Source organism: Bradyrhizobium sp. B120, from assembly GCF_049075665.1.
In the GTDB taxonomy this organism is placed as follows: Bacteria; Pseudomonadota; Alphaproteobacteria; order Rhizobiales; family Xanthobacteraceae; genus Bradyrhizobium.
Genome location: NZ_CP185242.1, coordinates 6,197,469 through 6,223,459 on the forward strand (window position 1 = coordinate 6,197,469; position 25,991 = coordinate 6,223,459).

The window sequence follows — 25,991 nt, forward strand, 5'->3', positions numbered from 1 at the left end:
CCTCTTCTCATGTGGACTGGCTCACCAAAGGGCATTACCTGCCCCGCGCCCCGTCGATCTGCTGTTGCATCCAGCATCAAATTCAAGAGCGCGATCGATGACCGCGGCGATCTAAATCTTCCAGTGGAGATCATCGATACGGTCGCGCGCAGCCGATCCACCTTCTGCCGCTACCTAACAATCGGCACGTCGACCGCCTTCGTTTCCACGTCGTCATGAGACGCGTTCTGTGGATGCAGACCCGCTTCCCAAACCGAGCCCGCTAAGGGGACGATTGGGATTGGCGGCCAGCCCCCTGCGACGCGCCGTCCTGCCGACGCCTCCCTCGACGTGGGAGCCTGCGTGACTGTATGCGGAGGACGACTCACCAATGCCCCCCCGCCCGCCCGCGGGGGTCCAGCCCGACTCCCGGAGCAATTACAATGTTGGCGTCGAGCGGATTGCCTATAGTCGACACCCCACTCCCCGGCTCCAGGTAGGCTGTGTAGATCTGGCCGTGGATCCTCAACTTTATGCTCAGATGTGGCGACCTAGGCAGGTCGCCCCTTCTGTTCAGTGCGCCGATCAGGAAAGGCGGAGCCCGGTCGCGGCGGTGCTCCCAGCCCAAGCCGACGAGATGTCCGAACTCCTCCAAGGATCGATCCATGAAGCTCGAGGTAGCCTCTTCGGAAGACGACGATGACTCAGAGACGTCTGGCTGTGTGTTCAGATCCCCTCGCGACGGGAGCTCTGTCGCTTCACGACCTTCTTGCCGCAGCGTGGGCGGAACTCCACTGGCGCCTGCATTTGGCGACATCTCAATGGTCGGGGGCGCCTCGGGATCACTGGGGACCCTACCGGCGCGACTGCCACGACTGGCGTTTTCGGCTTGCCAGGTCAGTTCGCGTAAATGCGTTCCCGCAGCCAGCGCTCTAATCCATGGCAAACCCAGTTCATGTGGCACGACATTCGAGATTTCGCCAACAAGTTGCCGACCAACGGCACGTTGTGTCACCCGATCGATTGCATCAATAGCAGTGAGCGTTGACGGCTGATCTGCCTCGGCAGAGGTTCCCTCAGCCGCACGACCACGCCAGATCTCCACGGGCCTATCGGGGTCGGCAAAACGGGCAGCTGCGGACGTAAAGGCAGCGTCGACGGCCTCGGCCGCAGCGGAGATTGCTGGCCAGCGCAGATCGAAGCCCCTAGCCCGTTCGATGTCACTCGATAAGCTCCCTTGTGCTGCCACGTTAAAGCTGTACTCCAAGGAACTGGCCGCCCCTCCTAGCGGGGTCAACAGGGCATCATGCGAGACAAGCTGGAAGACATGAGCCACGAAGTTTGCGACTTCACGGGTGTAGCAGTAAGCTATGTTGGCGTTGGACCAAACCACGGCTTCGTAGGCATTGACCTTGTCGTTCGATGAGCTTCCAAGGTGTGAAAGAGCACGTATGCCGGTGTGCGCGGCGCCGCCGAAGGTTACAACGGCCGCCGCTAGGCTGGGCAAGAGACGCGTCAGCTGGCTTGCGGGCACGTCAGGAGTTCCCGCCATCGCGAGGGTCGCAGATTGCGCCGCCCGCTCACCGCGAAATCCTCTGCGATAGGCCTCTGGATTGCTTCTCGCCCGCCAGGTGTGCACGCCCGCTCTTCCGCCCGCGATCAGTCCCATCACCACGTTGACTGCGGCATGTGCCGCCATCGATCTATCGTTGACCTCCTGTGGACTTCGCGGATGACCGGAAAATGCGCGCACCGCCGCCTCCCCCACGCGACCAACAAAGGTCTCGAACGCACCCTGTGCTCCGGTCGCGCCGAACAGCGCGACCGTGAACTTCCACCACCGTGTACGGCCAGCAGGGCGGGCGTCTTGATGCTCCATCCCTGCGTCCGCATCTGGTGGCGGCGATACGCAGTCTCGAAGCGGCGGCTCTGGGGGGGGCCCAGCAAGCTCCTCTTCGGCGATTGTGTCTCCAGAGTGCAATGTCCCGGCATGCACAATTTCAAGGGCCATCGACAGTTGTTCAGAGGCGTTTTCGTGGGTTCGCCGCTGGTCATCGGTCAGCGTAGGCGGTCCGCTGGCGTTGTCTCGATCCCACACTCGCATGGGGGTTGGATCGCTTTTGTCCATCGTCCTCCGCCTGTCCCGCCAGGCCTTGGCCTGCAGCGTCGTTGTCTCGATCCCGAATTCGGATATTATGCGGAGCCTACGATTATGCGGAGTGCGCGGCGAGAAGTTGCTGCCCGCCGCGGTTTTCTCGTATGTCTCACTCCGCATAATTCGGCTTGCGTCCGGCCGTGCTCAGCATGGCCAGAAGCTTGTCGGGCGCCCGGAAGCGACCGGGCGTCAGCATCGGCGGCGTCATGGCGGCAAGCGCTTCGAGCTTCTCTGTCGGATCGGCGCGAAGGTAGACCTCGGTGCTTTGCAGGCTGGCGTGTCCGAGCCACAGCGAGACTTTCCGGACGTCCCGGGTCGCCTGAAGCGTATGCATGGCGCAGGTATGGCGCAGTACGTGCGGACTGACGCCTTTGCCAACGATCGAAGGCGCTTTGCGAGCGGCGGTGGCGACATGTTTGCTCAGGATGTATTCAAAGCCTGAGCGGGTCATCGCCTGGGCACGGGCGTTGCAGAACAACTCAGGAACGCTGCTGACTGGACGCACTTTGAGCCAAGCCTTTACAGTTGCGGCCGTCTGCTTCCAGAGCGGCAAGACACGTTCACGTCGGCCCTTGCCCATGATGTGCACGCTGGACATGGTCTGGCGGTCGATCTGATCGAGCCGGAGACCCACCAGTTCCGACACGCGCATGCCTGCGGCGAAGGCCAGATGCAGCATCGCTCGATCACGGATGCCGGACACGGTGCTCGCGTCTGGCGCATCTAACAGAGCCTGCAGCTCGTCACGGGTGAGATAGCCGACGAGCGCCTGATCGGTCTTCTTCATCGGGATCGCATGGATCCGACATGATTGGTCGAGGCAGGATGGTACCCTGTATTCCAGGTAACGGAAGAACGAGTTGATCGCAGCGAGCCGGGCATTGCGGGTTCGCGCCGAGTTGCCGCGCTGCTTCTCTAGATGCTCCAGGAATGCCAAGATCAGCGGCGCGTCGAGCCGTTCGATCTCGATCTTCGATGGCTTGAGCTTGAGCCGACCGGCGGCAAAGAGGAGCAGCAGCTGGAAGCTCTGGGCATACGCTTCGCTGGTATGCTGGCTCGCCCTGCGTTCTTTGGGCAGGTGCTCCCGCAGGAAGCTGCTCAGATAGGGGGCGAGCGCGGTCATGCGGCACCTCCAATGAGCAATGCCTCGCCGGCCTCGGCGATCTGGCCCATCAGGGCCGGCGTCGCCTGCAAGTACCAATAGGTGTCGGTCACGTGGGCATGGCCGAGGTAAGTGCTGAGCGCCACGATATGGCGGGCGACCGCAGCACGATCGTGGCGGCACTGCTCCAGCGAGCGGACCGCGAAGGTGTGGCGCAGATCGTGGATGCGCGGATCTCGCCCCGAGTACGCGCCCCTGAGATTGGTACCATCGAGGAGCTGCAGGAAGATGCGTCGCACAGTGTTGTAGGGTAGCGACTGCCCGGCAACCGATACGAAGAGGGCACGATCTGTGGTGGTCAGCAGCCGCCGGGCGACCAGATATCTGTCGAGCGCCAGCCGAGCTGTTGCGTGAAGCGGCAACAGCCGGCTCTTCTGGAACTTCGTTTGCCGGACGACGAGTCCATCGGCAGTCACATCGTCGATCTGCAGCGCCAATGCTTCTGCGATCCGCATTCCGGTAGCGGTGAGCAGGCCGAAGAGCGTTGCATACATGGTCGGTCTGATCGAGCCCGCCGGCCGGAGTTCCGCCGCAGCGCGAAGCAATCGTGCGATCTCGTCTGCACTATAGATATACGGCGATCGCCGCTTGACGACGGCGTGGCCGAGTGCATCCGCCGCCGGAACCTGATGGCGCGGATTCTCGGCGTGCATCGCCAGCGCGAACCGCCGCACGGTAAGCAACCGGTTACGGCGCTGCTCCGGTGACGGCGCACGTGCGGCCCATGCCAGGACGCGGGCGCTTCTGATGTGCCGGTCGCCGCGCTCCTCGGCGAAGCCGACGTAGCCCCTCAGCAGGATTTGCTGGACGCGGAACTTGAACCCCAGCGACTGCTGCTGGTCCACATATTTGGCAAGATATTTGCTCAGCATCACACATCTCCCGGCCAGGGTTGCGCGATCTGCAGCAGCATCGTCACGTCGACTTTGGCATAGTGCGCGGTCATGTCCGGTGAGCGGTGGCGCAGCACGGCGCCAACTGTGTCGAGCGTCGCGCCGCCCCGCAGCATGGCGGTCGCGGCCGAATGCCGAAGCAGGTTGGCCCCATTCGACGGAGCGGGGATGCCCGCCTTCCGTATTCCACCACGCACAATGTCAGAGACTGCGCTCGAACCTGTCAGTGGCCGGATTGGTGCATTCGACATGAAGAAGATTCGACCATCGGCGACGTGCGGCCGGGCCTGATCCAGATAAGCGAGCACGGCATCGCCGGCGTCTTGCGGCAATGGTAATCTCGTCTCCCGCCGCCCCTTGCCACGAACCGACAGCGTCGCCTGTTGCCAATCAATATCGGTGAGACGAAGAGAGAGAATGTCGCCGGCCCGCAAGCCCAGTCGTGCCAACAGCAGCAGGATCGCCCGATCACGAACGCCAGTCGCCGTGGTCTGGTCGCACGTTGCAATCAACGTCTCGACATCTGACGAGCTGATGTATCGCGGCAGCGACGACAGTCGCCACTGCGGAATGATTGGCACAGCATGATCGAGTCCCGCCCGGCACAACCCCCGCGCGGTGAGGAACCGCAAATATCCTCTCAGCGCCATCGTCATAGTCTTCACAGAGGCGAGCGAGACCCGTTTCGTCTCTGCAATGATCACCTCGCGAATGAGTTGGGCATTCCAGCTTCGCGGCTTGCTGCCAAGCGCCGGGAGCAGCCGCATGACCATGCGACCATGTCGATCTATTGTCAGCTCTGTGACGCCGCGATGCTGCCGCAGCCAGTCCTGGAACTCGACTACCCACCGGTCGAGCGTCGGTAATGCGAGCTTCGGCTTGCGCTGGACGATCCCGCGCTCGCCGAGAAACTTGACGAACCGGCACACCCGCCTCACGTACTTCTTGGACACGCCCTTCACGCGACGTATGCCGGGGCATCGACAGCGATGCCGAGCGAACCGATCGGTGACGCCATCATCGATGTCGGTGACTGCGACCTTGGACAGCGTCAGCCATTGCGCGAGGTGACGGGCTGCGGCGTCATAGCCGCTCACCGTCAAGCTCGAATGCCCCAACACCGTCAGGTGTCGTGCGAACTCCGTCACCAGCGGGGCAAGATCGCCTGCGTCCATGCAGCGCTGCCCGTGGCAGTGGTTCTCACTCAACTTGACCATTCCTTGTCTCCCTTTCGTTGCCATCAAGACAGGAAGGGAGGCCTCAGATTATGCGCAGCGGGGAAGAGGGCACTGGGAACTAAACTGTTGATAACGGAGCGGATCTCGGATCGAACGGCCGCGCACTCCACATAATCGTAGGCTCCGCATAATTGCGGTTATGTGGTTCACCACATAACCGCAAGGGATTGGATGGCCTGGGCGCCGACGCCGAGCCTCAGCCGCCGCCGCGCAATCCGCCACATTTGAAATGCCCGTCACCGCGCAGCGCTCTGCCCGTCCCGCCAAGCTTTCGCCTGGAGTGCCAACGCATCAAGCAACGGTGCGAACGTTGGGGGATCGATCTGCGCAAACTCGAACTTCTGACCCAAAATAAGGTGTTGACTCGATGGATTGACGAAGAACAGCGGCGCACCCAGCAGGAAGTTCTCGAGATTTCGGGATAATGCAAGTCCAACCAGGTCATGCTCGGCGACCGTCGAAACTTTGCCGGCGTCGAGCAGCACGGCGGCCATGTCGTACCGATCTCCGCATGGATGAACAAATGTGCAGATGATGTCGTGCACAATCAGCGTTCGATCCCGGGCGAAGTCACCAACATCGTCCAGACTCATTGCAGTGGAGTAGTGGCTGAGCCACTGAGAGAACGTGCGCGTCATAACGATGATCCACGGCAGTCATTTTCACTCTACCCATTGCATGTCTCAGGCCTGTGACGCTCCGATGGCATCGCCATTCATCGCTCCGTCGATAATCAGTTGAGCAGCGAGGCCAACGGCGAAGGCCCGTGATGAAGGCCGATGATCTTAATGCCAGCCGTTGGCCGCATGGCGCGCGTCCGCTGCGACGGGGCATCTCGGTCGTTCTCGCGCGGATGAAACTCTCTCAACTTGACGCAATCGAAACCTCTTCGGCTTGTGGTGCTCATATCAAATCTGGCTATCTTGAAGGTACTGAAACAGCAAAATCGAGGTCACGAGGCGCTGAAAGCTCGCTCATTCCAAGCTGATACAATAATTCGCGCCCCTATCAACGTTAGCAGTTGATCTGGATCAAAGACGCAGGTCTGGTCTCCGCCTGTCGCCCCGATCGAGGCGCTGACTTGTCGCTTGTAGACGTGCTGGGCGGTCAGATTTTCTCCAACGAGAACCCCTCCCTCCTATGTAAACGACGGGCGGCGCGATCGCTAATCACGCAGGTTTCGAATGCCTGTGCGTCGGCCGGTCACTTGCTTTCTCTCTCGGCTACCGAGCTCCTAACGAGGCTTCATGGAGCCAATTCGTTGACGTGGTCGAGCGCATCGTGGGTTCGACCGAACTGGCTGTGATCATTCACGGTGATAGCGGCTTCGAGGACTTCAACGACGTGTCCACCTGGCACGCAAGCTCCGTCAGCCTGGCGCTGCCGGCGTCGCGCTCGGTGATAGCCGTTTTCCGAAGATGAGCGCGCTTCTTGGTATAGAGCATCCCCTCGCCGGCATAGATGAATGGTCGACCGGGCCGAGGGCAGTGAAGAATAACGGTTATCGCGTAACGTTTGATCAACGATGGCACATTGAACAGATTTGTGGAGTCAATCGCGAAAGACCACCGTCGCCAGAAGATGGTCCCACGGACCTTGAAGGGGCGCGGGGGCGAATCCCAACCGCGAGCAACACCCTCGGCGCGCCCTTGCTTTCCAAGAACCGCTGGCGCGGCGAGCGCGACCGTACCGCTCACCAGGCAACTTGGATGTAGCGATGTGCTGGCGATAACCGCCGGCCACGATCCGCAACTCGATCCAATCCAGACCGGCCGACGCGTGGGTGTTCGATCCGCTCAGACACATCTGGGGCCTCATCGAGCGCCAACCGCCGCCAAGGTTGCGACGTAAGAGCCGCTAGGTTGTTGATTTATCTTGCTTCGTAAGATGTTTGCGGTACGTTTTCGGTGATTTCACCCAGTTCGTTGCGTTTTCGCTGCGGCTTTCCCTAAATGATGTAAGCTTGCGGGCCGCTCGCCGGTATTTCGGTTTACGTTTTGACCAAATTGTCAGGAGACGAGTATGCCCGCCCTCAGTCAAAGCGCCAGTACCTCGCACGCTGATTTCATGCGAGCCGCGAATGACGAGCTAACCAAATTTGAGCGCCGCGAGCGTGAATTTCGAAGGAACGACCGCGACGAACGGGCCAAAGGATTGCAGTTGCCGGTGGAAAAGTACGATGCCGAAGATTGGCGCGCAAGGAAACCATTAAGCCCAATTCATCGAACGTGAGACCACCGCGGCTCGATATGAGTTTCGCTTATGACGGACGTATCCTTTGGCACTAAGACGCAACCAGTCGTATCCGTGGCACCACCGGCAACCACGTCATCCGGTAGGTAAATCGGCGCTGGTGAGTCCGCGTCCGCGGAAGCGGTTGCGGCGCTGGCGGCAGTTAGCGACAGGAATCGACCGGAAGCGACGCCCATCAACGACTTGCGGAGGCTGGCCGAGCCAACCCCTTGAGCCTCCACTGCTATGCGACCTTTTCGTGCGGTTGCTTGGAGCACCAGCCTGAGCTCGTTGGTCTCGGGGTGCATACGCACGGGCATGCTCTGTCTCAGAGATTGTTCTGATGTGGACTCCTCAAAATGCTTCAGGCCGGCCGCGCTAACGTCGAGTTTGGACGAAAGTCACATCGGAGTGCTGCGCGTCGGACCGGTACCGGCGCGGGCGGAATCAAGGTCGACAATCGACGCCGTTCCCCTTGCTGACATCGATCGTCGGTTGCGGGACAAGCCTTCCCATGAGAAGCAAAGCGCTCCTGCTCGCTGCCGTCGAGAAGCCCCGTGGTCACGGAAGACGAAGACCTTGTGCTCAAGCAGAACGCTGTTGATCACAGCGATCATCTGGTCCGACAAATACCTCGATGGCTTGATACTCCTGATTTCGGCGCCGATACGCGTGCGCGTTTGACAACATCAGAGAGCGAAATGACTTATCGATCAAAGCCGTTTCACTCATAGTTCCACGGTTGCGGTTTCTTTCGCCGGGTAGCACTGTTGAGTTTTGACACGAATGGTGAAACGTCTGATGGCAGACGCATTACGCCGTGGTCAACTACCAACGGTAGTAGTTGATCTGGATCAAACACGCGTGTCACTGGCTGGTTGATGAACGACGGTCCAATCAAATATCACCTGCAGGTGTTCGACATGGAACATCAACCGCATCTTGCTCTCGCCAGCGGCCTTAATCGATGCGCTGACTTGTTGCTTACAGAGATGCTGCGCGCTCGCGTCTGCTTCAGCCGTCACTCTCCGCGCTCATGGAAGCGCAGGAAGTCCACTCCGGTGCGACCGCCAAGCGCAGCAAGATTCACAGGCCTTTGCGCGTCGGGCCGATCACTTGCCTACCCTCTTGGCTATCGCAACACTAACGAAGCTTCACGGAGCGAACTCGTGACGTGATCGAGCGCATCGTCGATTCGACCGAACGGCCTGTGCTGGTTGACGGCGATAGCAGCTTCGGGAATTTCAATTATGCGCGCATCTTGGTACGCAAGCTCCGTCAGCGTGGCGCTCGGTGATAGCCGCTTTCTGAAGATGAGCTCGCTTCTTGGCGAGCAACATCCCGTCGCCGATCGCTGAATTCTCTGGTCGGCCCCGGGCAGTGAAGAATAGCGGTTATCAGGAGGATCAATGATGATTAACTATTCACGGGGGACGGGCGAGAATGGTGACACAGACCCTTGAGAGGACAAGTGCACTCCAAAGCCATCCACATCTGGCCGCGCCCAACCATCATGCTGGACCAAAAGCGCTCACGTGGTTGCCGCCGCCTCGGAAGAGGTCATAATTTGCCAGAGGGACAATTTCTCTGTATCGACCGGAATGCTCCGGAAGTGGTCGGATCGCGCATTGGTCGTCCAATGCCTCGAGACACAATAGAACGAGTGGTCACGACTCTGGCGGAGCCCCTCTTTGCCAATAGCTTCTCCTCCAACAAGCGCCCTAGCTAGCTGAGGGAGGACTCGATGTTGGTCGCAGTCGTCGGAGCTGGGATTATGGGCGCGTCGCTCGCGCTTCATTTCGCTGCGAACGAAATGACGGTACTGTTGATTGATAGCGCCGTCCCCGGCTCGGGAGCGACCGGATCAAGTTTCGCGTGCCTAAACTTCTTTGCTGGGGCGACGTCGGACCATATGGAGTTCAGGTCCGAAGCCCTTTGCTCGACGGACTGCCTCCGTCCTGGTGGCGCAGCCATGTAAAACTTGTCCCATAGCGCATCCTTCGAATCGTGCGAAGAATGCACCATCAAAGCTTGGGACTGAACACCTAGGGCCGATCGACATCAGGATTCCCAAGTGGTTTGATCACTGATTCATAGAGCTCCGTGATTCGAGACACGGAGCAGATGATGGCGGCGAAGCGATATGAGCTGACCGAGGCGCAATGGGCGAGGATCGCGCCACTGCTGCCGGGGAAAATTGGCGACCCGGGACGTACGGCTGCGGATAATCGTCTGTTCGTCAACGGATGCCTGTGGGTTTTGCGGTCGGGCGCACTGGAGCTTCATCACCGCCTACAACTACGCTCGGCGCTTGAAGACCCTGAACGGCCTCACGCCTTACGAACACATCTGCAAATGCTGGACTTCCCAGCCAGAACGATTCAGACTCAACTTGCTCCAGAAAATGCCGGGACTAAACACCTAACGCCAGCCTGGGCCGGCTACGCCCGGATTCCTCCGCCACATAATATTTTCGTGCCTCTTGCGCGGACGCGGAATCCCCCTACGCCGCAATGCCGGAGGGGTACAATGCTCGAGTTCTATTTTTCGTATCGCGGCGTGCTCAAGCGCCTTTGTAACGGGGCGCTCGGCGCCGAGATGGATCGCATCGCGGAACGCTTTTTCTCGCTCGGTTACAAGCAAACATCCGCTAAACTTTATCTGAGCCGGATTGCGCGGTTCAGTCATTTTGCTGCAGCACATTGCGGTTCGGGGGCCGATCGGCGAAGCTATCGTCGATAGCAATCTACGCTCGTTCGCCACGGACTCTCCGCGGATTGCGGCAGTGTCCGCGCTTCAGCACGCGCGGCGGGTGGGCGCCCAAACGATTATTGTTTCGGCGCCCATGGTAGTCGATGATCCAAATGCTCCGCTTCTGAGCTCCTTATTCTGACTATCTAAGCAGGGTACGAGGCCTTGAGCCCAAGTCCCACGATGGCGTTCTCTTGGGAGCGCGGCGCGTTCTGGATTGGCTGCGCCATCGCCACTACGGCCAAGGCCTCGAGGGTTGACGGCGGAGCGTGTCCTTGCCGCCGTCGAGTATCGGCTGTCGCTCTCGGCGACCTCCGGCACTCGCACGGCGGCGACCTCTCACATCCGAACGTTTCTTCGCTTTCTGCATTGGGGTGGCCACCACGAGTAGGATCTGGCTCCCGTCGTTTCAAGAACGCCGCATTGGCGACTGGCGCATTTGCCGCCCCGGCTTTCGTGGGATGATGTTCGCCGCGCCATCGATGCGATCGGCACGGCGACGCCGATCGACCTTCGCGATCGAGCTGTCCTGCTGCTGCTCGCCACTACAGGCATTCGCAACGGCGAGCTGCGCGCTCTTCAGCTCCGGGATATCGACTGGCGAGCTGGCGATGTTTTTTTCCGGCGCCTAAGGGCAAGCGTGACCGAGTGGCCCCGCTCCTCGAGGAGACCGGTGACTTTGCGCGTGTCCGACCCGATAGGCCGGAGCCTTTTTCCGTCCTGGCCAAAAGCCAAGATACGTTCGGGGTTGACAGACAAATGCAGTGTTTGGCCGAGCGCCACCTGCGGTGCCCGCTCAGCGGCGAGCCGGGCGACGAGTGGATGATCGAGGCCGACAAGATCAAGATGGACGAAAAGGTCGGAGCCCATGTGCTCAACAAGCCGGACCGTCCCAGTCAGCGTGTTGACGCCGCTGAAATCGGACAGGTGAAAAGCTTCCGGGCGGATGCCGAGCGTGAGCGCCATGCCAGGCTGCGCATCGGAGAAAAACTGAAAACTGGTACCGACAGAGTCGACCGATCCTCGCTGGCGCACCACGGCATCGAGAAGGTTGATTTTGGGACTTCCAACGAATTTCGCTACGCGGCGGTCGTCGGGGTCGGCATAGATCGCTTGGGGTGGGGCAACCTGCATCAATTCGCCCTCGAGCAGCACCGCGACTCTATCCGAGAGGGTCATCGCCTCGGCTTGGTCATGGGTGACATAGACGAACGTGACGCCTAGTCGGCGGTGGAGATCCTTGATTTCGGCGCGCATCTGGACGCGGAGCTTGGCATCGAGATTACTCAGCGGCTCGTCCATTAGGAAGACGGCCGGATGGCGAACCATGGCGCGGCCGACGGCGACCCGCTGGCGCTGGCCGCCGGAGAGCTGGCCGGGCTTTCGAAAAAGTAGATGGCCAATACCGAGCGCCTTGGCGGTGCGGGTGACTTCTGCATCGATCTCTGTCGAGATTCGTTTTGTGCCCGGCGTGATCCGACCTAGGATCGGCAGCCTTTGCCATGCATTCAATTGTCGCATGCGGAGCGGCAGGGCCATATTGGCCGCGACTGTCATGTGTGGATATAGCGCGTAGGACTAAAATACCATGGCGACGTCGCGGAGCTTTGGTCGCACGCCATCGACTACGCGCTTGCCAATTGTCACCGATCCGCTGTCCTGCACTTCTAAGCCCGCCAAGATCCTGAGAAGCGTCGATTTACCGCATCCCGACGGCCCCAGGAGCGTCACGAACTCTCCAGCCTCGATCGCAGCGAAACACCCCGAAGCACGGGTGTTGAGCCAAAAGACTTGGTGATGTGATGGAGATGGATATCGCTCATGTGCCAACGTCTTTCCGAGGCCAGCTCACCGTCGTGGTGGGCGTTTTGCTGAGCACCTTAGGCAATCTCTAACGGGTCTCGATAAAGTGGCGCTGACAGAATAGGCATGACCGCGCCAGTCATACCCACTGGAAGGGTCGTTCGGCAAGGAGAGTGCGTTCGAGGCGATCCATACCGGTCAACATGAGCGCCGTAGCTCCTTCGAGGACAAAGGTACAAGTCGGTCAAAGTCACACGATTTTTCATCGCTCTGTCTCTCAAGGCTCGTTGAGCGCTGCTAGAACCCACAAGGGTTTAAGGGTAAGAATAAGAAAGAGGCGCCTTCCTATGGGTCAATCGGCGAATTCTGCAAGTCAAACAGCTCAATTAGGACACAACCTCTTTCAACGGCGCGAAGTTCTTTTGACCAACGCGAAGATCGTGACCCGGTCGGCGTGTTTCAACGGAACGGTTCAGATCGTCGACGGGCTGATCGCCGACATCGCGACAAGTAGTACGAGCGCACGAGGCGCGCTCGACTTCGAAGGCGACCATCTGCTGCCTGGTTTGATCGATGTCCATACCGACCATCTCGAAAAGCAGATCTTGCCGCGCGCCGGCATGAGCTGGGATCCCTTGGGAGCTGCCATTGCCCACGACATTCAGATTTGCGCGGCGGGCGCCACGACGGTGTTCGATTCCCTGATCGTTGGGGCGGTGGGCAATCCGGAGCGACGGCGCCTGCTACCTCTAATGCTGCAGGGGCTTGGCGAAGCGCGCCGGCACGGCCTGCTTAGGGCCGACCATCTGCTTCACTTGCGCTGCGACGCCCGCGAAACCGACCTAATTGATCTTTTCCTTGCTTATGCCGATCGGCCCGAACTTCGATTCGTGACGATCATGGATGACGGGCCGCGGCGGGACCCGAAGCGGTTCCGGCATCTCGAGCGGCGCAAGAATACGCCTGAGGCGGAAATCGAGGCGGAAATCTCCGCCGCGGCAACCACAGAGGACTGCACAGAGGACAATCGGCGACGCCTCGTCGCACACTGTCGCGAGCGCGGCGTTCCCTTCGCTAGCCACGACGACACCACCGTTGCTCATATCGCGGAGGCCGTCGGACACGGACTCTCCATCTCCGAATTTCCAATCACCTTGGAGGCAGCGAAAGCCGCGCGCGCCGCCGGCATGACCATCATCGTTGGGGGACCCAACCTCGTCGCAGGGCGCTCACATACTGGCAACGTCTCGGTGCGGGAGCTCGCGCAGGAGGGCCTCATTGACATCATCTGTTCAGACTACATTCCTGCGAGCATTCTGCGTGGCATTTGGCACTTGGCGAGCCAATCCGACCTAAGTCTCCCAGAGGCCGTCGCACTCAGCAGCGGGCGGCCGGCGGAAACCTTTGGGCTCTTCGACCGCGGCGAGATTGCGGTGGGCAAGCGCGCCGATCTCGTCCGCGTGGCTGACCGGGCCGGTCCGATTGTTCGCGCGGTTTGGACGGCCGGCAGGCAGGTGCTCTGACGCTGGGAGAGAGAGACGTGAATATGTCCCCGACGCACATCGCTCCAGGCGATCAATGCAACCGTCAAGATTGGATGACGGTGCTCGCGAAGGTGCCGCTCTCCGAACTGGAGCGACACTGGGCGGCGATCGTTCGTCCTAAGTTTCAATGGATCCGCCGGCCGGAATATGGCGCCGTCATGCTTCAGGGAGCGGTTGGGCGCACTGGCGCGGTCTTCAATGTTGGAGAGGCAACGGTCACGCGTTGCACGGTTCAGATCGAGACGGGCGAGATCGGCATCGCCTACGTGCTCGGTCGCAACAAGCGCCACGCCGCACTTGCTGCGCTATTCGACGGGCTGATTCAACGCGACCAAGTCAAAGGGACTGGCACGATCACCGCGATCATCGCCGCGCTCAGGCGTTGCGTGCGCGTAGAGGAGGAAGCGGTCCGGCGCGAGGCTCAACAGAGCAAGGTCGATTTCTTCATGCTGGGGCGGGAGGCTAACTGCGAATGACGGCTGATCTGATACCGCCCGCCTTCCGCGATCCCATTCACGACTCGCAGTCGGCCTTCCGCCGACTTCTGAAGGCACTTTCGCGACCCGGCACCCCCGTTTCGCTTCCCGGCCCTGCGCAGCCGCCGACACCGATGGCGGGGCCGCTCGCCGCGATCGCTCTGACGCTCGCCGACGCCGACTGCCCGATCTGGCTTGACCCGGCACTGTCGACTGAGCCGGTCCGGCGCTACCTTCATTTTCATACAAACGCGCCGCAGATTGCCGATCCGAGGGCCGCAGCCATCGCCCTGATCGGTGATGCCGGCCGGCTGCCGGGGCTCAATGAATTCCATCCGGGCGAGGCCGCCTACCCCGACCGGTCCACAACGCTGATCCTCCAGTTGCCCGCACTCACTGGCGGGCCCTCCGTCCGCCTCTCTGGGCCTGGGATCGAGACCACCGCAAGCCTCGCACCCCGCGGCCTGCCGGGCTGGTTCTGGCAGGCTTGGCATGAGAACGCTGCGCGCTATCCGCTCGGCGTCGACGTCTTCCTCACCGACGAACGCATCGTCGTCGGCCTCCCGCGTTCCACAAAGGTTGAGGCGCCATGATCACCTCGATCAAGGGCGGTGAAGCCGCCATTGCCGCGTCGCACCGTCTCCTTGCCAAGCGCCGGCGCGGCAACCCGGCGATTGCCGATCTAAGCGTCGACCAGATCCGCGAGCAATTGTCGCTTGCTGTTGACCGCGTGATGAGCGAGGGCTCGCTCTACGATCCGGGGTTGGCGGCGCTGGCGATCAAGCAGTCCGAGGGCGATCTCGCTGAGGCGATCTACCTCTTGCGCGCCTTCCGGACAACGCTCACCCGTTTTGGGCATGCCAAACCGGTTGACACGTCGGCAATGGTGGTGCGTCGGCGGATCGCGACGACCCACAAGGACGTGCCGGGCGGCCAGCTCCTCGGGCCGACCTACGACTATACACACCGTATCCTCGATGTCGCCCTGATGGGAGAAGCGGGAAGTGACGATCTGTCCGATCTCGACGGCGAGAGAGCGGAGAAAGCGGGCAGCACCCAAGCTTCCGTGCCCGATGCAGCGGCCTTAACGAGAGAATGTGGCGTGCTTGCGCGGGCCGAGATCGTCGAAGACGCCCGGCCGGATGAAGGAAAGGTCGCTGACATTACCCGCGCCCCCGTGGTGTTTCCGTCTAGACGGGATGAGCGCCTGCAAGCTCTCGCACGCGGGGACGAGGGCTTCCTGATGGGGCTCTGCTACTCGACCATGCGCGGCTATGGGCGCAGCCATCCCTTCATCGCCGAACTGCGCTACGGTGACGTGACGGTTGTCCTACCCATCCCCGAACTCAACATATCGGTTGGCATCGGGGCCATCCGTCTGACCGAATGCCAGACAGTACATCTCACCACCTGCGACGGCACGCTGCCCCCCCGTTATACGCGAGGCTATGGCCTCGTGTTCGGCCATGGCGAACGCAAGGCGATCTCGATGGCGATGCTCGACCGAGCGCTGCGATCAGCAGAACTGGGCGAGCCGGTCGCTTACCCGGCACAGGATGACGAATTCGTCCTCTCCCATTCCGACAGCGTTGCGGCCTCTGGCCTGGTGCAGCACCTGAAGCTGCCCCACTACGTCGATTTTCAGGCTGAGTTGCAGTTGCTCGGCCAGATGCGGGCGGACTACGCGGAACGGCATGCAGACCCCGGCCTCAAACCCGTCGCCGGATTGGCCCCGATCACGGAGGCGCAGGGTGGAGACTGACCTCGCATTTAACGACGACGACGTCTACAGCTTCGCCTATCTCGATGAGATGACGAAACGGATGATCCGGCGGGCAATCCTTAAGGCGGTGGCCGTGCCCGGCTACCAAGTGCCGTTCGGCAGCCGCGAGATGCCGCTTCCCCCTGGCTGGGGCACCGGCGGCCTCCAGGTGACGGCGAGCCTTCTCGGCCGAGACGACAGGCTGAAGGTGATTGACCAGGGCGCCGATGACACTACTAATGCCGTCTCCATACGGCGGTTCTTCGCCGAGGTCTCCGGTGTCGCCACGACTGAGCGCACCGGCGAGGCGACGATCATCCAGACCCGCCACCGGATTCCCGAGCGGGCACTTTCCGAAGATCAGATCATCGTCTTCCAGCAACCGCAGCCAGAGCCTTTGCGCCGCTTTATTACGGAGGAAGCGGTTGCGCGGAAGATCCATGCCTTTGCGCGCTACGGTGTAATGTACGTGCGTCTCTACGAGGATATTTCTCGGCTTGGCCACATCGCCATGTCGAGCGATTATCCGGTCGTGGTCAACGGGCGTTATCTTGCTTCGCCATCGCCGATCCCAAAATTTGATAATCCAAAGCTTCACCGCAGCCGGGCGCTCGCCCTCTTCGGCGCGGGCCGGGAGCGGCGTATCCATGCCATCCCGCCTTTCACCGAGGTCAAAAGCCTCGATTTCGCCGACTATCCCTTCACGGTGCAGCGCTTCGAGGCGTGTTGTTCGGTTTGCGGCGCGCAGGACAGCTATCTCGACGAAATCCTCCTCGACGATGGCGGTAGGCGGGCCTTTGTCTGCTCGGATACCGCTTATTGCGCCGAACGGCTCGGCGAAAGGACTAACACATGAGACCGAGAGCGAGGGAAATCCTACGGGTGGAGCGTCTCTCCAAGAGCTTCGGACGCGTTCCAGCTTGCAGCGCGGTATCGTTCTCGCTGCGTCAGGGCGAGGTTCTCGGTATCGTCGGAGAGAGCGGCTCGGGCAAATCAACACTACTCCGCTGCCTTGCGGGCCGCATCTGGCCGGATGAGGGCAACGTGCTAATCGCCTCCGATGATCATATCGTCGATCTCTGGACGATGGACGAAGCCTCGCGTGAGCAATTCTTGCCGACGACGGTCTCACTCATTCATCAGAACCCGCGGGACGGATTGCGCCTCGATATCAGCGCCGGCGGCAATATCGCCGAACCGCTGATGGCCGCCGGCGGCCGTCACTACGGCTCCTTACGTGCGACGGCGCTGGAATGGCTTGAGAAAGTCGATATCGAGGGGCGGCGCATCGACGACCTGCCCGAGATATTCTCCGGCGGCATGCAACAGCGGCTTCAGATCGCCCGGGGCCTCGCTACCCACCCACGGCTCGTGCTGATGGACGAACCGACCGGCGGCCTCGATGTCTCCGTCCAGGCGAAGCTCCTTGATCTGCTGCGCGGCCTCGTCCGCGAACTTGGCATTGCCGTTGTTGTCGTCACCCACGATATCGGCGTGGCGCGTCTGCTCGCCGACCGGTTGATGGTGATGCAGCGCGGCCGCGTAATCGAGGAGGGACTCACCGACCAAGTGCTCGATGATCCTCACCACCCCTATACGCAACTGCTCGTCTCCTCCGTGCTGCAGGTCTAAGGAAGGGAACCGGTCATGACCATCCTCGTCAGCGTTGGCGGCCTTTCCAAGACCTTCGCACTTCATACCCAGGGCGGCGCAGAAATCGCCGTCTTCGACGACATCTCACTCGAGGTCCGCGCGGGAGAGTGCGTCTGCCTGCACGGCCCCTCCGGGGCCGGCAAGTCGACGTTGCTACGCTCGCTGTATGCTAACTACAAGCCCGACGCCGGCCACATCGTCGTGCAACACGGCGAAGAATCGATCGACCTCGTCAGCGCCGAGCCCTGGGAAGTGGTGGAGGTGCGGCGCCGCACGGTCGGCTATGTCAGCCAATTCCTCCGCGTCATCCCTCGCGTCGCCACCATCGACATCGTCACCGAACCCGCAATCACCGTTGGCATTCCGGCAGATGAAGCACATGCGAAGGCGAAGACGCTGCTCGCCCGCCTCAACATTCCCAAGCGGCTCTGGTCGCTGGCGCCCGCTACCTTCTCGGGGGGCGAGCAGCAGCGCGTCAACATCGCGCGCGGCTTCATGGTCGACTACCCAGTCCTACTTCTCGATGAACCGACAGCGTCGCTCGACGCTGCCAACCGCCGGAGCGTGGTCGAGTTGATCAACGAGGCTAAGGCGAGGGAGGCTGCCATCGTCGGCATCTTCCATGATGAGGAGGTGCGCGAGGCTGTGGCCGACCGTCTGTTCGAGGTGGGCCAGTCGTCTGTTCGCAAGTCTCGGCGCAATATTACAGCGGTGGAACCTGTCGCCTAATGCTCGAACCGTCCTCGCCCCGCTACGCGATCTACTACACGCCGGCGCCGGAACACCCGCTTACGGTGACAGCGAGAGCTTGGCTCGGACGCGACGCGTTCACTGGAGGCTCGCCCACTGCCTCCGCTGGACTCGCTGACACTGGTACGAACTCGGCTCGCCGCGCACTGACCACCGCGGCGAGCTGCTATGGCTTCCACGCGACCCTCAAGGCGCCCTTCCGGCTGAAAGAGGGGTGTTCGGTCGAGAAACTGGAGCGGGCGCTCCGCGCGTTCGTGACAGATTGGCCTTCATGCCCGATCGGTTCTCTGAAAGTCGATATGCTGGGTGGCTTCTTTGCGCTGGCTCCTGTGAGTCCGATTCCCACTTTGCACGGGTTTGCCTCGTGCATCGTAGAAGAGTTCGACCGTTTTCGAGCACCGCTGAGTCCGGGCGAGTTTCAACGACGTTTGTGCGGTCCGCTCGACGACATCGAGACCACGCATCTTGTGCGATGGGGCTACCCGTACGTCTTCGATCGTTTCCGCTTCCACATGCCCCTAACCGATCGCGTTCCCGTTGAAAGTCAGGCCGACGTAAAGAAAGAGCTGAATGCGGTCTTCGGACAGCTACTCTCCGAAGACTACAGCGTCGATACTCTTTCTCTCTTTGTTCAGGAACATCCCCGCGCGAATTTTGTCGTGCGGTCGCAGTTTGCCTTGAGGACCCGCACCCTCCTCAAGGAGGCGGTGTGAGCTGATGACCTTTGCGCGCGGCCACCTGGTTCTCGTTGTTGGCCCCAGCGGTGCGGGCAAGGACACGCTGATCGATTTTGCTCGCGCACAGTTGCAGCCCGATCCCTGTTTTCATTTCGTCCGCCGGATCATCACCAGGCCTCCTTCCGTCGGCGAGGATCACGAATCTGTCGATATCGAAGAATTCCAACGCCGAGCTAGCGCCGGCGCGTTCGCTCTGCATTGGCAGGCGCATGGGCTTTTCTACGGGATTCCTGCGACAGTCGAAGACCTGCTTGATCGCGGCATAGCCGTGGTGGCTAATGGCTCCCGGGCGATCGTGCCCTTGGCCCGTCAGCGCTACCCGCAACTACGTATCGTCAATGTCACCGCACCTGTTGCGGTCTTGTCCAAGCGCTTGGCGGGACGCGGACGGGAAAGCGATTCATCATTGAAGCAGCGGCTTGCGCGAATCAACCTGAATCCGATCGAGGTAAGGAATGTGCTGCACATAGACAATGCCGGCTCCCTGAACCTCGCCGGTGAACAGTTCATCGACGCGCTGCGGACCTGGCGTCAAACAAGTACCATCACGAACAGCCCTCACTGACGGAAAGCGGGCCAGCCAGATCGATGTAGTGAGGGATGGAAGAAAACAGAGCTTGGGGAGCGACCGCCATCGGGAGGCTTACTCGCCACGAGGGAGGAGCTATCTATCGTGAAGCTGAGTCGGCGCGGTGCGCAGTGGCCACAGTGGCAGATCAGATGCATCGAATCGGTTGTTTCCGCCAACGGCGCCATGAGGCAGTGCTCGGCGGATGTGGAGCTACGAGACCTGGGATGGGCGGTCATCGCATACAGCTTCCGGCGGGCGGCGCCGGTCCTCAACATTGCCCAATCCAATCTCAGCCCGCGTCTCCGGTTCATCGAACAGCAACTCGGCGCGGAGCTGTTCTTACGCACTAATGGGGATCGCATCCGCGACAACACCTTCATCGAGGCATTCAATGGCCGCTTCAGGGCTGAATTGGTGGGTGCTGAAGCAGCGCAATCAAATGGAGTGACCCATTCAAGACAATCTTTGGTCACCGCCAACTCGCCATAACGCATCGACCGTGCCTGTGGAATTTCGAGATCTACGCTGGGCGATCGCCGCTTCCCAGCACCGAAGCCTACGCCAAACGGCAGAGACACTCAAAATCAAGCAGTCGACTCTCAGCCGTTGCCTGCGAGATCTCGAATACAAGTTGGGCGGCACTCTGTTTGAGCGCACCAATGGCGGCACGCGACCGACCATTGAAGGTCAGGAATTCCTCGATGCAGCCCGCCGCATCGTGGATGAAACGGAAGCAATCGCCGCTCGCCTCAAAACCCGCTCGCGAGGCGAGAGCGGCCGATTGACGATCGGCGTCCACGCCTCACTCTCAGCCGGCAATCTCCGGGCCACCCTCCTCGACCACCGGCACCGCTTCCCCGATGTCGAAACGCATCTGGTCGACGGATCGAGCGACCATCTAATCTCCGACCTCGCCAGTTCCACCATTGACGTCGCCGTCGTGGCCGAGCCCAATCAAAGGTGGAGCGACAGGTCATTATTGGTCTGGAGCGAACGTGTCGTCGTCGCTCTCCCCGAGAACCATCCGCTGACAGGTCGTGATGTGGTTCACTGGGGCGAACTGAGGCTCGAACCGCTTTTGTCGTCACAGCGCGGTCCGGGACCGGAACTCCTCAAGCTCCTTATCAGCAAATTGGGATGTTTCGATCCGTGTCGGCTACTTCGCCACGATGTGGGGCTCGACCGGCTTCTCACCTTAGTGGGTGCGGGCTGGGGTATCCTGCTGGTATTGGAGAGTGCGACTGGAGCTGCCTATCCGGGTGTCACCTTCCGGGAGCTGCATGATGCCGAGGGGCCAACACGGCTGAGCTTCGGCGCTTATTGGCGGCAGGCCAACTGCAATCCATCGCTGCGCCCGTTCCTCGATCTGCTTCGCGAGCGCTATCCGGATCTCTCGACCGCTCCAGGAACGGGCTGAGCGGCATTTCGCCGGGCCTTGGCGAAGGCGCGGTCGGTCGCCATGAAACGCTCGATCATCGGTGCAATCAATTTGGCAGGTTCGGCCGGCGTCGCCGCGCCTCCACTACGCGTCAGAATCTCGGCGTAGGTTTTGAGATCCCTGAAGACCACTGCCGGCAGCTCGATCGTGAGCTTGACTGGCTTGTCGTCTTCAAGCGGCCCAAGCTTGAGCTTCGTCATGGTGTTCCTCCCTTGCCATAGGGCGCCAGCACCAGATCGCGCATGACGATGACGCGGACCGGGAAACCTGGCCGGATGGTCAGGGTCGGCTGGATGTTGAGCTGCCGCTGCACGATCTGTTGGCCGGTCTGACTGATGCTGTTGGACGCGCCGCTGCGGATCGCTTGAACGAGGTTGTTTTCGTTCTGGCTCGTGCCCGCCTCGGCGCCGACACTCAGCAGGGTCGAGAGGACGGCAGCCTTGAACAGCATGCCCCAATGGTTGTCGACCTCGTCCTCGAGCCCAGCATAACCACCGGTGTCGGCGCCGGGCTGGCGCTCCAGCACGATCGAGTTGCCGTCCGGCATGATAATGCGAGTCCAGACCAGGAGGATGCGGGACTGGCCGAACGCGACGGAGCTATCGTATTGGCCGATCAGTTTCGCGCCCTGGGGGATGAGAAGATATTTGCCGGACGGGCTATCCCAGACCGCCTCCGTGATCTGAGCAGTGACTTGGCCAGGCAGATCGGAACGAATGCCCGTGATGAGCGCAGCCGGGATCACGGTGCCGGCCTGCACGATGTAAGGTGAGGCTTTGGCTTCGAGCCGGTCCGGACTGACCGTGCGTTTGTCCGTTGAAGCATTGAGGAAAGCCGTCTTGCGGTCCTGCATGTTCTGTGCGGATCCGGCGTCGACCGATGACGTCGCAGCCGGCGTGGTCGCGGTGCCAGTGGAGGCATTCGGGATTGGTTGGCCGACGCTTTGCGGTTGCTGGGCAGTCTGGGCGAAGAGGCGGCTGACCCGCGCCGCCTCGATTTCCTGGGACTTGCGCTGCGTCTCCGAATCCGGCGTCGTTCCGGGGATCACCGTGTTCGTTGCGGCGCCTGCGTTGAGGATCGGCTTGCCGAGATCGCCGGGCAGCGGTGGCCCGAGCGGCGGCGCCTGGCGCGGCAGACCGGTATAGTCTTTCGGCAACCCGGCGATGCCCTCGGCAGAAGGCCGGTTCTGGGTGCTGAGCAACTCCTGGCCGGTCTGCGGCCTGTTGCCGGTCTGCAGCGCATAGCCGAGCGCGCCCGCCACTGCGAGGGCAGACACCGCGCCGAGTCCGATAAGGGCCTTGCGCGAGAGCCGTGTGACACGCGGCCGCTCGCCTCGGAGCCGAAGGTCTGGCGGCGCGACGGGCGGGATGTCGCGCTGATGTTCGTCTTCGCTGTCTATCGCCATGAGCGCGGCCTTCCGTCGGTGCGGACGATGCGCACGCGCCGCTCGCTATCCTTGTCGCCAAGACGCAATTCGGCGGCGGCGAACAGGCGATCGACAATGTAGTAGTTGCGGTTGACACGGTAGTTCACCAGTTCGGACCCGCCGGCCGGACCAATGACGAACAGCGGCGGCATTTCGCCTTGCGCGATACCGCTGGGGAATTCGATGTAGACCTTATTCCCGTCGTCAAAGGCGCGCAGCGGACGCCACGCCGGATCATCGCCCTCGATCGCGTAGCGGAAGTTGATCGAGGCGAGATCGACGCCGGCCGCGATGGGGGCTGCGGTTTCAGCCATCGCATTCTGCCGCCGAAGTGCAATGAGTTGGTCCTCGGGATACTGCCAAGAGACCGAGGCCATGTACGTCTTCTCCGTCGAGCGCAGCTCGAGGAGGTAGGTCCGCCGGTCGGTGTTGATCACGAGATTGGTGACCAATTCCGGCCGCGTCGGCTTGACCAGGATGTGGATCTTCCTGGTCGCGCCCGCCCCGCTCTCGGTATCGCCGATGATCCAGCGCACGGTGTCGCCGGCAGCGACCGGTCCGGAGCCGACGAGTTGCTCACCCTCCTGAAGAGCCACGTCGGTGATCTGACCGGGCGCCGTATAGACCTGATAGAGAGCTCCGCCGGAGAACGGATAGACCTGTACCGCGTTGATGAATCCGTTACGGACCGGCTGGACCCGTGCCGCAGCGTTGGCCTGTTTGACGCGAACCTTCGGATCAGGGGCTTCCGGGACGCGTTTGCCGGCGGCGAGCGGTTTCAACTGCCCGGGCAGCGGCAGGGGTTTTGGCAATTCCACGATTTTGACGGGCGGCGGCGGATCAGTGGTGAGCGTCGCCGGCTCTGCAGTATCGTAGTTGATGTCGGGCGGGATGAAATTGTGGGCACAGCCGCCGAGTGTCGAGGCGGATATCAGCAAAGCCGCAAAGGCGGATTTACGGAAGCACGTATCACAATCTTTCCGGTTCCGGTGAACGATGGAAAAGCGCGAAGCCGGACCGCCGGCTTTCGAGAAAATCGGCGGGGTCATTGTCCCAGCTCCTTCGACCAGTTGATGGCATTGACGTAGATGCCGAGTGGATTCTTGCGCAGCCGATCGGCATCGGTTGACGGCTGAATTGCGATGGTGAGGATTGCGGTCCAACGTGTGGTGCCGGCGAGCGCCCCGTCTTGATAGCGGTGCTCGACCCAGGCAACGCGAAAACTGTCGGGCGAGGCACGGATGACGCTGGAGACGTCGATCGCGACCTGCTGCTTGCCGAGATTGGCGAAGGGGTCATTGGCGCGCGCGTAGTCGTTGAGCGCTGCCGCGCCCGCCGTCGTCGTGAAATCATAAGCTTGCAGCCAGTTGTGCCGCACGATGATCGGGTCGGCCGGAAGCGAGCGAACGATCTGGATGAAGTGGGCGAGATACCAGGCAATCTGCGGGTCGTTCGGCCTGTAGTCGGCGGTCGCGGGGGCGACGGCTTGGGCTTCGCCGAGCTTATCGACCTGCACCACCCAGGGAACGACGGTGCCGTGCGTGGATTGCCAGACGAGCCCGCCGGCGAGGCCGCAAGAAAGGATCAGCGAACCGAAGGCCATCAGCCGCCAGTTCCTGGCCTGCACGCGGGCGGAGCCAATGCGTTCGTCCCAAACTTGCGCGGCGCGCTGGTAAGGGGTTTCGGGTTCGGGCGTACGGCCGTAGCGGACCGACGATCGGCGGAAGATCGACATTTCCTATTCTCCTCCCGAGAGGTCGACGGAGTGGCCTCCGCCATGGCTGTCGCCGGATTTGAGGGCTTGCGCGGCCGTCTGAGCGCCGTGAACAATCGCCTGATTGCGCTTGACGCGCTGGGCCCAGGCAGGCGGACCGCTCTCGCTCGCTGCTTGAGATGCGGCTTCATCGTTTGCGGCCGCGCCGCTCCCGATGGTCCCCATCGTCGAGGAGCCACCCGTGTTGGCGACGCCAGCACGGGCACCAGAGCTAAAACTCTCCGTCATTGCGCCCGTTGCTCGCGCAGCGGCGCGTCTTGCGGGAGCTGCCGCGTGACTAGCCGCCGCACGGCCTGCGCCACCGAGGCCGGACGCGACGCCGCTAGCCCCGGACCGGCCGGCTGATGCGAGGCTATAGGCGGAGGACATGCCGCCCGCCATCGCCGCACCACCACGCGCGGCGGCCGCAGCACTGGAGCTAGCTCCCCTTCCGGCGAGCCCAAGCGCAGCTCCACCCACCATCGCCGTGCCGGCGACGGCGAGACCTGTGCCGACGGAAGCACCCGCACCAAGCTGCGGCGCCCCTGACACCAGACCGGTGGCGATGCCCGGCCCGAAGATACCGAGCCCGAGCATGGCGAGCGCCGCCAGCACGACGGAGAGCGCCTGCTCGATGGTTGGCTGGCCGCCGGCATAGGCGGTGGTGAACTGGGAGAAGAGCCCGGTACCGATTCCGACGATGACGGCGAGCACCATGACCTTCACGCCTGAGGCGACGACGTTGCCCAGCACCTTTTCCGCGAGGAAGGCGGTCTTGTTGAAAAGCGCGAAGGGAATGAGGATGAAACCGGCGAGCGTCGTCAGCTTGAACTCGAGCAGCGTGACGAACAGCTGCACCGCCAGAATGAAGAAGGCGATCAGCACCAGCAGCCAGGACACCATCAGCACGGCAATCTGGACGAAGTTCGCAAAGAAGCTGGTGAAACCCATCATTTGGCTTGCGGAGTCGAGCAGCGGCTGCCCGGCATCGAGCCCGACCTGCGCGAGCCTGCCGGGCCGCAGGAAGTCCGCCGTCGAGATCGACGAGCCGCCGGCCTTCAGGCCGAGACCTGCGAAGCTATTGAAGATGACGCCTGAGAGCTTAGTGAAGTTGGTGATGATGAAGGCAAAGAAACCGATGTAGAGGGTCTTCTTCACCAGCCGCTGGAGGATGTCCTCGTCTGCGCCCCAGGCCCAGAACACGCCCGCGAGCGTGATGTCGATGACGATCAACGTCGACGACAAATACGTGACCTCGCCTTTGATCAGGCCGAAACCTGAATCAATGTAAGTCGTGAGAGTATTGAGGAAGGTATCGATGACGCCGACGTTGTTCATGGCCGCTTGTCTCCCTGCGTGGCGTTCATCGTCGGCGGAGTGGCCGGCGCGGCCTGCGGCGAAAGTGGCCGCGCCGGCCCGCCGAAGAAGCGCGCGCGGTTCTCCTCCCAAACCGCCTGGCAGTGCGGATCTTCGGCATCCTGGGGGCCAAGCGCGCGGCAGCGTCGCAGCTCGGCCGAGAGATCATCGCGCGCGGAGACAGGAGGAGCGTCGGATATGAGCCGCTCCGCCGGACGTCGATGAATGACGTGCAGCGTGGCGAGGAAAATCACAAACACGATGATCATCGCGCCTGCGCGAAGGATATCCGAGCGCTCCATGGTCGGTGCC

27 protein-coding genes and 4 pseudogenes are annotated in these 25,991 nt (G+C 61.7%); 19 read left to right on the top strand and 12 right to left on the bottom strand.

Annotated features, from left to right (window positions below; all coding sequences use genetic code 11):
• Positions 1-364 precede the first annotated feature (364 nt).
• The 5 genes from ACOIX3_RS28755 to ACOIX3_RS28775 all read right to left on the bottom strand — a co-directional run bounded on the left by ACOIX3_RS28755 (position 365) and on the right by ACOIX3_RS28775 (position 6,065).
• Positions 365-2,107 carry a hypothetical protein gene (locus ACOIX3_RS28755; RefSeq protein ID WP_420965357.1) on the bottom strand — a complete coding sequence of 581 codons (1,743 nt, stop codon included), beginning with the start codon at positions 2,105-2,107 and terminating at the stop codon, positions 365-367.
• A gap of 136 nt (positions 2,108-2,243) precedes the next feature.
• The gene (locus ACOIX3_RS28760; protein ID WP_420965358.1) at positions 2,244-3,257 is read right to left on the bottom strand and encodes a tyrosine-type recombinase/integrase; all 1,014 of its coding nucleotides are present in this window, start codon (positions 3,255-3,257) and stop codon (positions 2,244-2,246) included.
• Complete coding sequence (locus ACOIX3_RS28765) at positions 3,254-4,168, bottom strand: tyrosine-type recombinase/integrase (RefSeq protein ID WP_420965359.1); 915 nt, start codon at positions 4,166-4,168, stop codon at positions 3,254-3,256. Before ACOIX3_RS28765 ends, ACOIX3_RS28760 begins: the two co-directional genes overlap by 4 nt.
• Entirely contained in the window at positions 4,168-5,406 is a 1,239-nt protein-coding gene (locus ACOIX3_RS28770) for a tyrosine-type recombinase/integrase (protein WP_420965360.1), read from the bottom strand. Before ACOIX3_RS28770 ends, ACOIX3_RS28765 begins: the two co-directional genes overlap by 1 nt.
• Positions 5,407-5,663: 257 nt before the next feature.
• Positions 5,664-6,065, bottom strand: a complete 402-nt coding sequence (locus ACOIX3_RS28775) for a hypothetical protein (RefSeq protein WP_420965361.1) — start codon at positions 6,063-6,065, stop codon at positions 5,664-5,666.
• Between the two features lie 131 nt (positions 6,066-6,196).
• On the opposite strand from ACOIX3_RS28775, the gene ACOIX3_RS28780 reads away from it, so the two are divergent.
• The 8 genes and pseudogenes from ACOIX3_RS28780 to ACOIX3_RS28815 all read left to right on the top strand — a co-directional run.
• Positions 6,197-6,415: a hypothetical protein gene (locus ACOIX3_RS28780; protein ID WP_420965362.1), complete on the top strand. Its 219-nt coding sequence runs from the start codon at positions 6,197-6,199 to the stop codon at positions 6,413-6,415.
• A 278-nt stretch (positions 6,416-6,693) separates the two neighbouring features.
• Complete coding sequence (locus ACOIX3_RS28785; protein WP_420965363.1) at positions 6,694-6,849, top strand: hypothetical protein; 156 nt, start codon at positions 6,694-6,696, stop codon at positions 6,847-6,849.
• A gap of 600 nt (positions 6,850-7,449) precedes the next feature.
• On the top strand, positions 7,450-7,659 hold the full coding sequence (locus ACOIX3_RS28790) for a hypothetical protein (RefSeq protein ID WP_420965364.1): 210 nt from the start codon (positions 7,450-7,452) through the stop codon (positions 7,657-7,659).
• 1,774 nt (positions 7,660-9,433) lie between these two features.
• Complete coding sequence (locus tag ACOIX3_RS28795; protein ID WP_420971814.1) at positions 9,434-9,637, top strand: hypothetical protein; 204 nt, start codon at positions 9,434-9,436, stop codon at positions 9,635-9,637.
• 149 nt (positions 9,638-9,786) lie between these two features.
• A pseudogene (locus ACOIX3_RS28800) lies at positions 9,787-9,933 on the top strand (transposase); the annotation flags it as partial.
• Between the two features lies 1 nt (position 9,934).
• Positions 9,935-10,084: pseudogene (locus ACOIX3_RS28805) on the top strand (IS481 family transposase); the annotation flags it as partial.
• A 104-nt stretch (positions 10,085-10,188) separates the two neighbouring features.
• Positions 10,189-10,401 (top strand): hypothetical protein, encoded by a 213-nt coding sequence (locus ACOIX3_RS28810; RefSeq protein WP_420971977.1) that lies wholly within the window; start codon positions 10,189-10,191, stop codon positions 10,399-10,401.
• Positions 10,402-10,849: 448 nt separating this feature from the next.
• Positions 10,850-10,981 (top strand): annotated as a pseudogene (locus ACOIX3_RS28815) (integrase); the annotation flags it as partial.
• 8 nt (positions 10,982-10,989) lie between these two features.
• Here ACOIX3_RS28815 and ACOIX3_RS28820 read toward each other — a convergent pair.
• Positions 10,990-12,233 (bottom strand): annotated as a pseudogene (locus ACOIX3_RS28820) (ABC transporter ATP-binding protein).
• Between the two features lie 402 nt (positions 12,234-12,635).
• On the opposite strand from ACOIX3_RS28820, the gene ACOIX3_RS28825 reads away from it, so the two are divergent.
• The 11 genes from ACOIX3_RS28825 to ACOIX3_RS28875 all read left to right on the top strand — a co-directional run bounded on the left by ACOIX3_RS28825 (position 12,636) and on the right by ACOIX3_RS28875 (position 21,123).
• The gene (locus tag ACOIX3_RS28825; RefSeq protein ID WP_420965365.1) at positions 12,636-13,736 is read left to right on the top strand and encodes an alpha-D-ribose 1-methylphosphonate 5-triphosphate diphosphatase; all 1,101 of its coding nucleotides are present in this window, start codon (positions 12,636-12,638) and stop codon (positions 13,734-13,736) included.
• A gap of 23 nt (positions 13,737-13,759) precedes the next feature.
• Positions 13,760-14,233 carry a phosphonate C-P lyase system protein PhnG gene (gene phnG / locus ACOIX3_RS28830; RefSeq protein WP_420971815.1) on the top strand — a complete coding sequence of 158 codons (474 nt, stop codon included), beginning with the start codon at positions 13,760-13,762 and terminating at the stop codon, positions 14,231-14,233.
• On the top strand, positions 14,230-14,826 hold the full coding sequence (phnH, locus tag ACOIX3_RS28835; RefSeq protein ID WP_420965366.1) for a phosphonate C-P lyase system protein PhnH: 597 nt from the start codon (positions 14,230-14,232) through the stop codon (positions 14,824-14,826). The genes phnG and phnH overlap by 4 nt, the downstream gene beginning before the upstream one ends.
• Entirely contained in the window at positions 14,823-15,995 is a 1,173-nt protein-coding gene (locus ACOIX3_RS28840; protein WP_420965367.1) for a carbon-phosphorus lyase complex subunit PhnI, read from the top strand. The genes phnH and ACOIX3_RS28840 overlap by 4 nt, the downstream gene beginning before the upstream one ends.
• A 49-nt stretch (positions 15,996-16,044) precedes the next feature.
• Positions 16,045-16,851 (top strand): alpha-D-ribose 1-methylphosphonate 5-phosphate C-P-lyase PhnJ, encoded by an 807-nt coding sequence (locus ACOIX3_RS28845; protein ID WP_420971816.1) that lies wholly within the window; start codon positions 16,045-16,047, stop codon positions 16,849-16,851.
• The gene (gene phnK, locus ACOIX3_RS28850; RefSeq protein ID WP_420965368.1) at positions 16,848-17,627 is read left to right on the top strand and encodes a phosphonate C-P lyase system protein PhnK; all 780 of its coding nucleotides are present in this window, start codon (positions 16,848-16,850) and stop codon (positions 17,625-17,627) included. The genes ACOIX3_RS28845 and phnK overlap by 4 nt, the downstream gene beginning before the upstream one ends.
• Positions 17,628-17,642: 15 nt before the next feature.
• The gene (phnL, locus tag ACOIX3_RS28855; protein WP_420965369.1) at positions 17,643-18,377 is read left to right on the top strand and encodes a phosphonate C-P lyase system protein PhnL; all 735 of its coding nucleotides are present in this window, start codon (positions 17,643-17,645) and stop codon (positions 18,375-18,377) included.
• Complete coding sequence (locus ACOIX3_RS28860; RefSeq protein WP_420965370.1) at positions 18,377-19,111, top strand: DUF1045 domain-containing protein; 735 nt, start codon at positions 18,377-18,379, stop codon at positions 19,109-19,111. The genes phnL and ACOIX3_RS28860 overlap by 1 nt, the downstream gene beginning before the upstream one ends.
• A gap of 4 nt (positions 19,112-19,115) precedes the next feature.
• Positions 19,116-19,700 (top strand): phosphonate metabolism protein/1,5-bisphosphokinase (PRPP-forming) PhnN, encoded by a 585-nt coding sequence (gene phnN, locus ACOIX3_RS28865; protein WP_420965371.1) that lies wholly within the window; start codon positions 19,116-19,118, stop codon positions 19,698-19,700.
• 108 nt (positions 19,701-19,808) lie between these two features.
• Positions 19,809-20,195 (top strand): helix-turn-helix domain-containing protein, encoded by a 387-nt coding sequence (locus ACOIX3_RS28870; protein ID WP_420965372.1) that lies wholly within the window; start codon positions 19,809-19,811, stop codon positions 20,193-20,195.
• A 16-nt stretch (positions 20,196-20,211) separates the two neighbouring features.
• The gene (locus ACOIX3_RS28875; protein WP_420965373.1) at positions 20,212-21,123 is read left to right on the top strand and encodes a LysR family transcriptional regulator; all 912 of its coding nucleotides are present in this window, start codon (positions 20,212-20,214) and stop codon (positions 21,121-21,123) included.
• Here the strand turns inward: ACOIX3_RS28875 and ACOIX3_RS28880 are convergent.
• The 6 genes from ACOIX3_RS28880 to trbK-alt are packed head-to-tail and all read right to left on the bottom strand — an operon-like array spanning position 21,087 to position 25,981.
• Positions 21,087-21,344 (bottom strand): DUF2274 domain-containing protein, encoded by a 258-nt coding sequence (locus ACOIX3_RS28880; RefSeq protein WP_420965374.1) that lies wholly within the window; start codon positions 21,342-21,344, stop codon positions 21,087-21,089. The genes ACOIX3_RS28875 and ACOIX3_RS28880 overlap by 37 nt on opposite strands.
• A complete protein-coding gene (locus ACOIX3_RS28885; protein WP_420965375.1) occupies positions 21,341-22,549 on the bottom strand; it encodes a TrbI/VirB10 family protein in 1,209 nt (402 codons plus the stop codon). Before ACOIX3_RS28885 ends, ACOIX3_RS28880 begins: the two co-directional genes overlap by 4 nt.
• Complete coding sequence (gene trbG, locus ACOIX3_RS28890; protein WP_420965376.1) at positions 22,540-23,619, bottom strand: P-type conjugative transfer protein TrbG; 1,080 nt, start codon at positions 23,617-23,619, stop codon at positions 22,540-22,542. The genes ACOIX3_RS28885 and trbG overlap by 10 nt, the downstream gene beginning before the upstream one ends.
• Positions 23,616-24,305, bottom strand: coding sequence for a conjugal transfer protein TrbF (trbF, locus tag ACOIX3_RS28895; protein ID WP_420965377.1), 690 nt, complete (start codon positions 24,303-24,305; stop codon positions 23,616-23,618). Before trbF ends, trbG begins: the two co-directional genes overlap by 4 nt.
• Positions 24,306-24,308: 3 nt before the next feature.
• A complete protein-coding gene (gene trbL / locus ACOIX3_RS28900; RefSeq protein ID WP_420965378.1) occupies positions 24,309-25,661 on the bottom strand; it encodes a P-type conjugative transfer protein TrbL in 1,353 nt (450 codons plus the stop codon).
• Positions 25,658-25,981, bottom strand: coding sequence for a putative entry exclusion protein TrbK-alt (gene trbK-alt / locus ACOIX3_RS28905; protein WP_420965379.1), 324 nt, complete (start codon positions 25,979-25,981; stop codon positions 25,658-25,660). Before trbK-alt ends, trbL begins: the two co-directional genes overlap by 4 nt.
• Between the last annotated feature and the right edge of the window lie 10 nt (positions 25,982-25,991).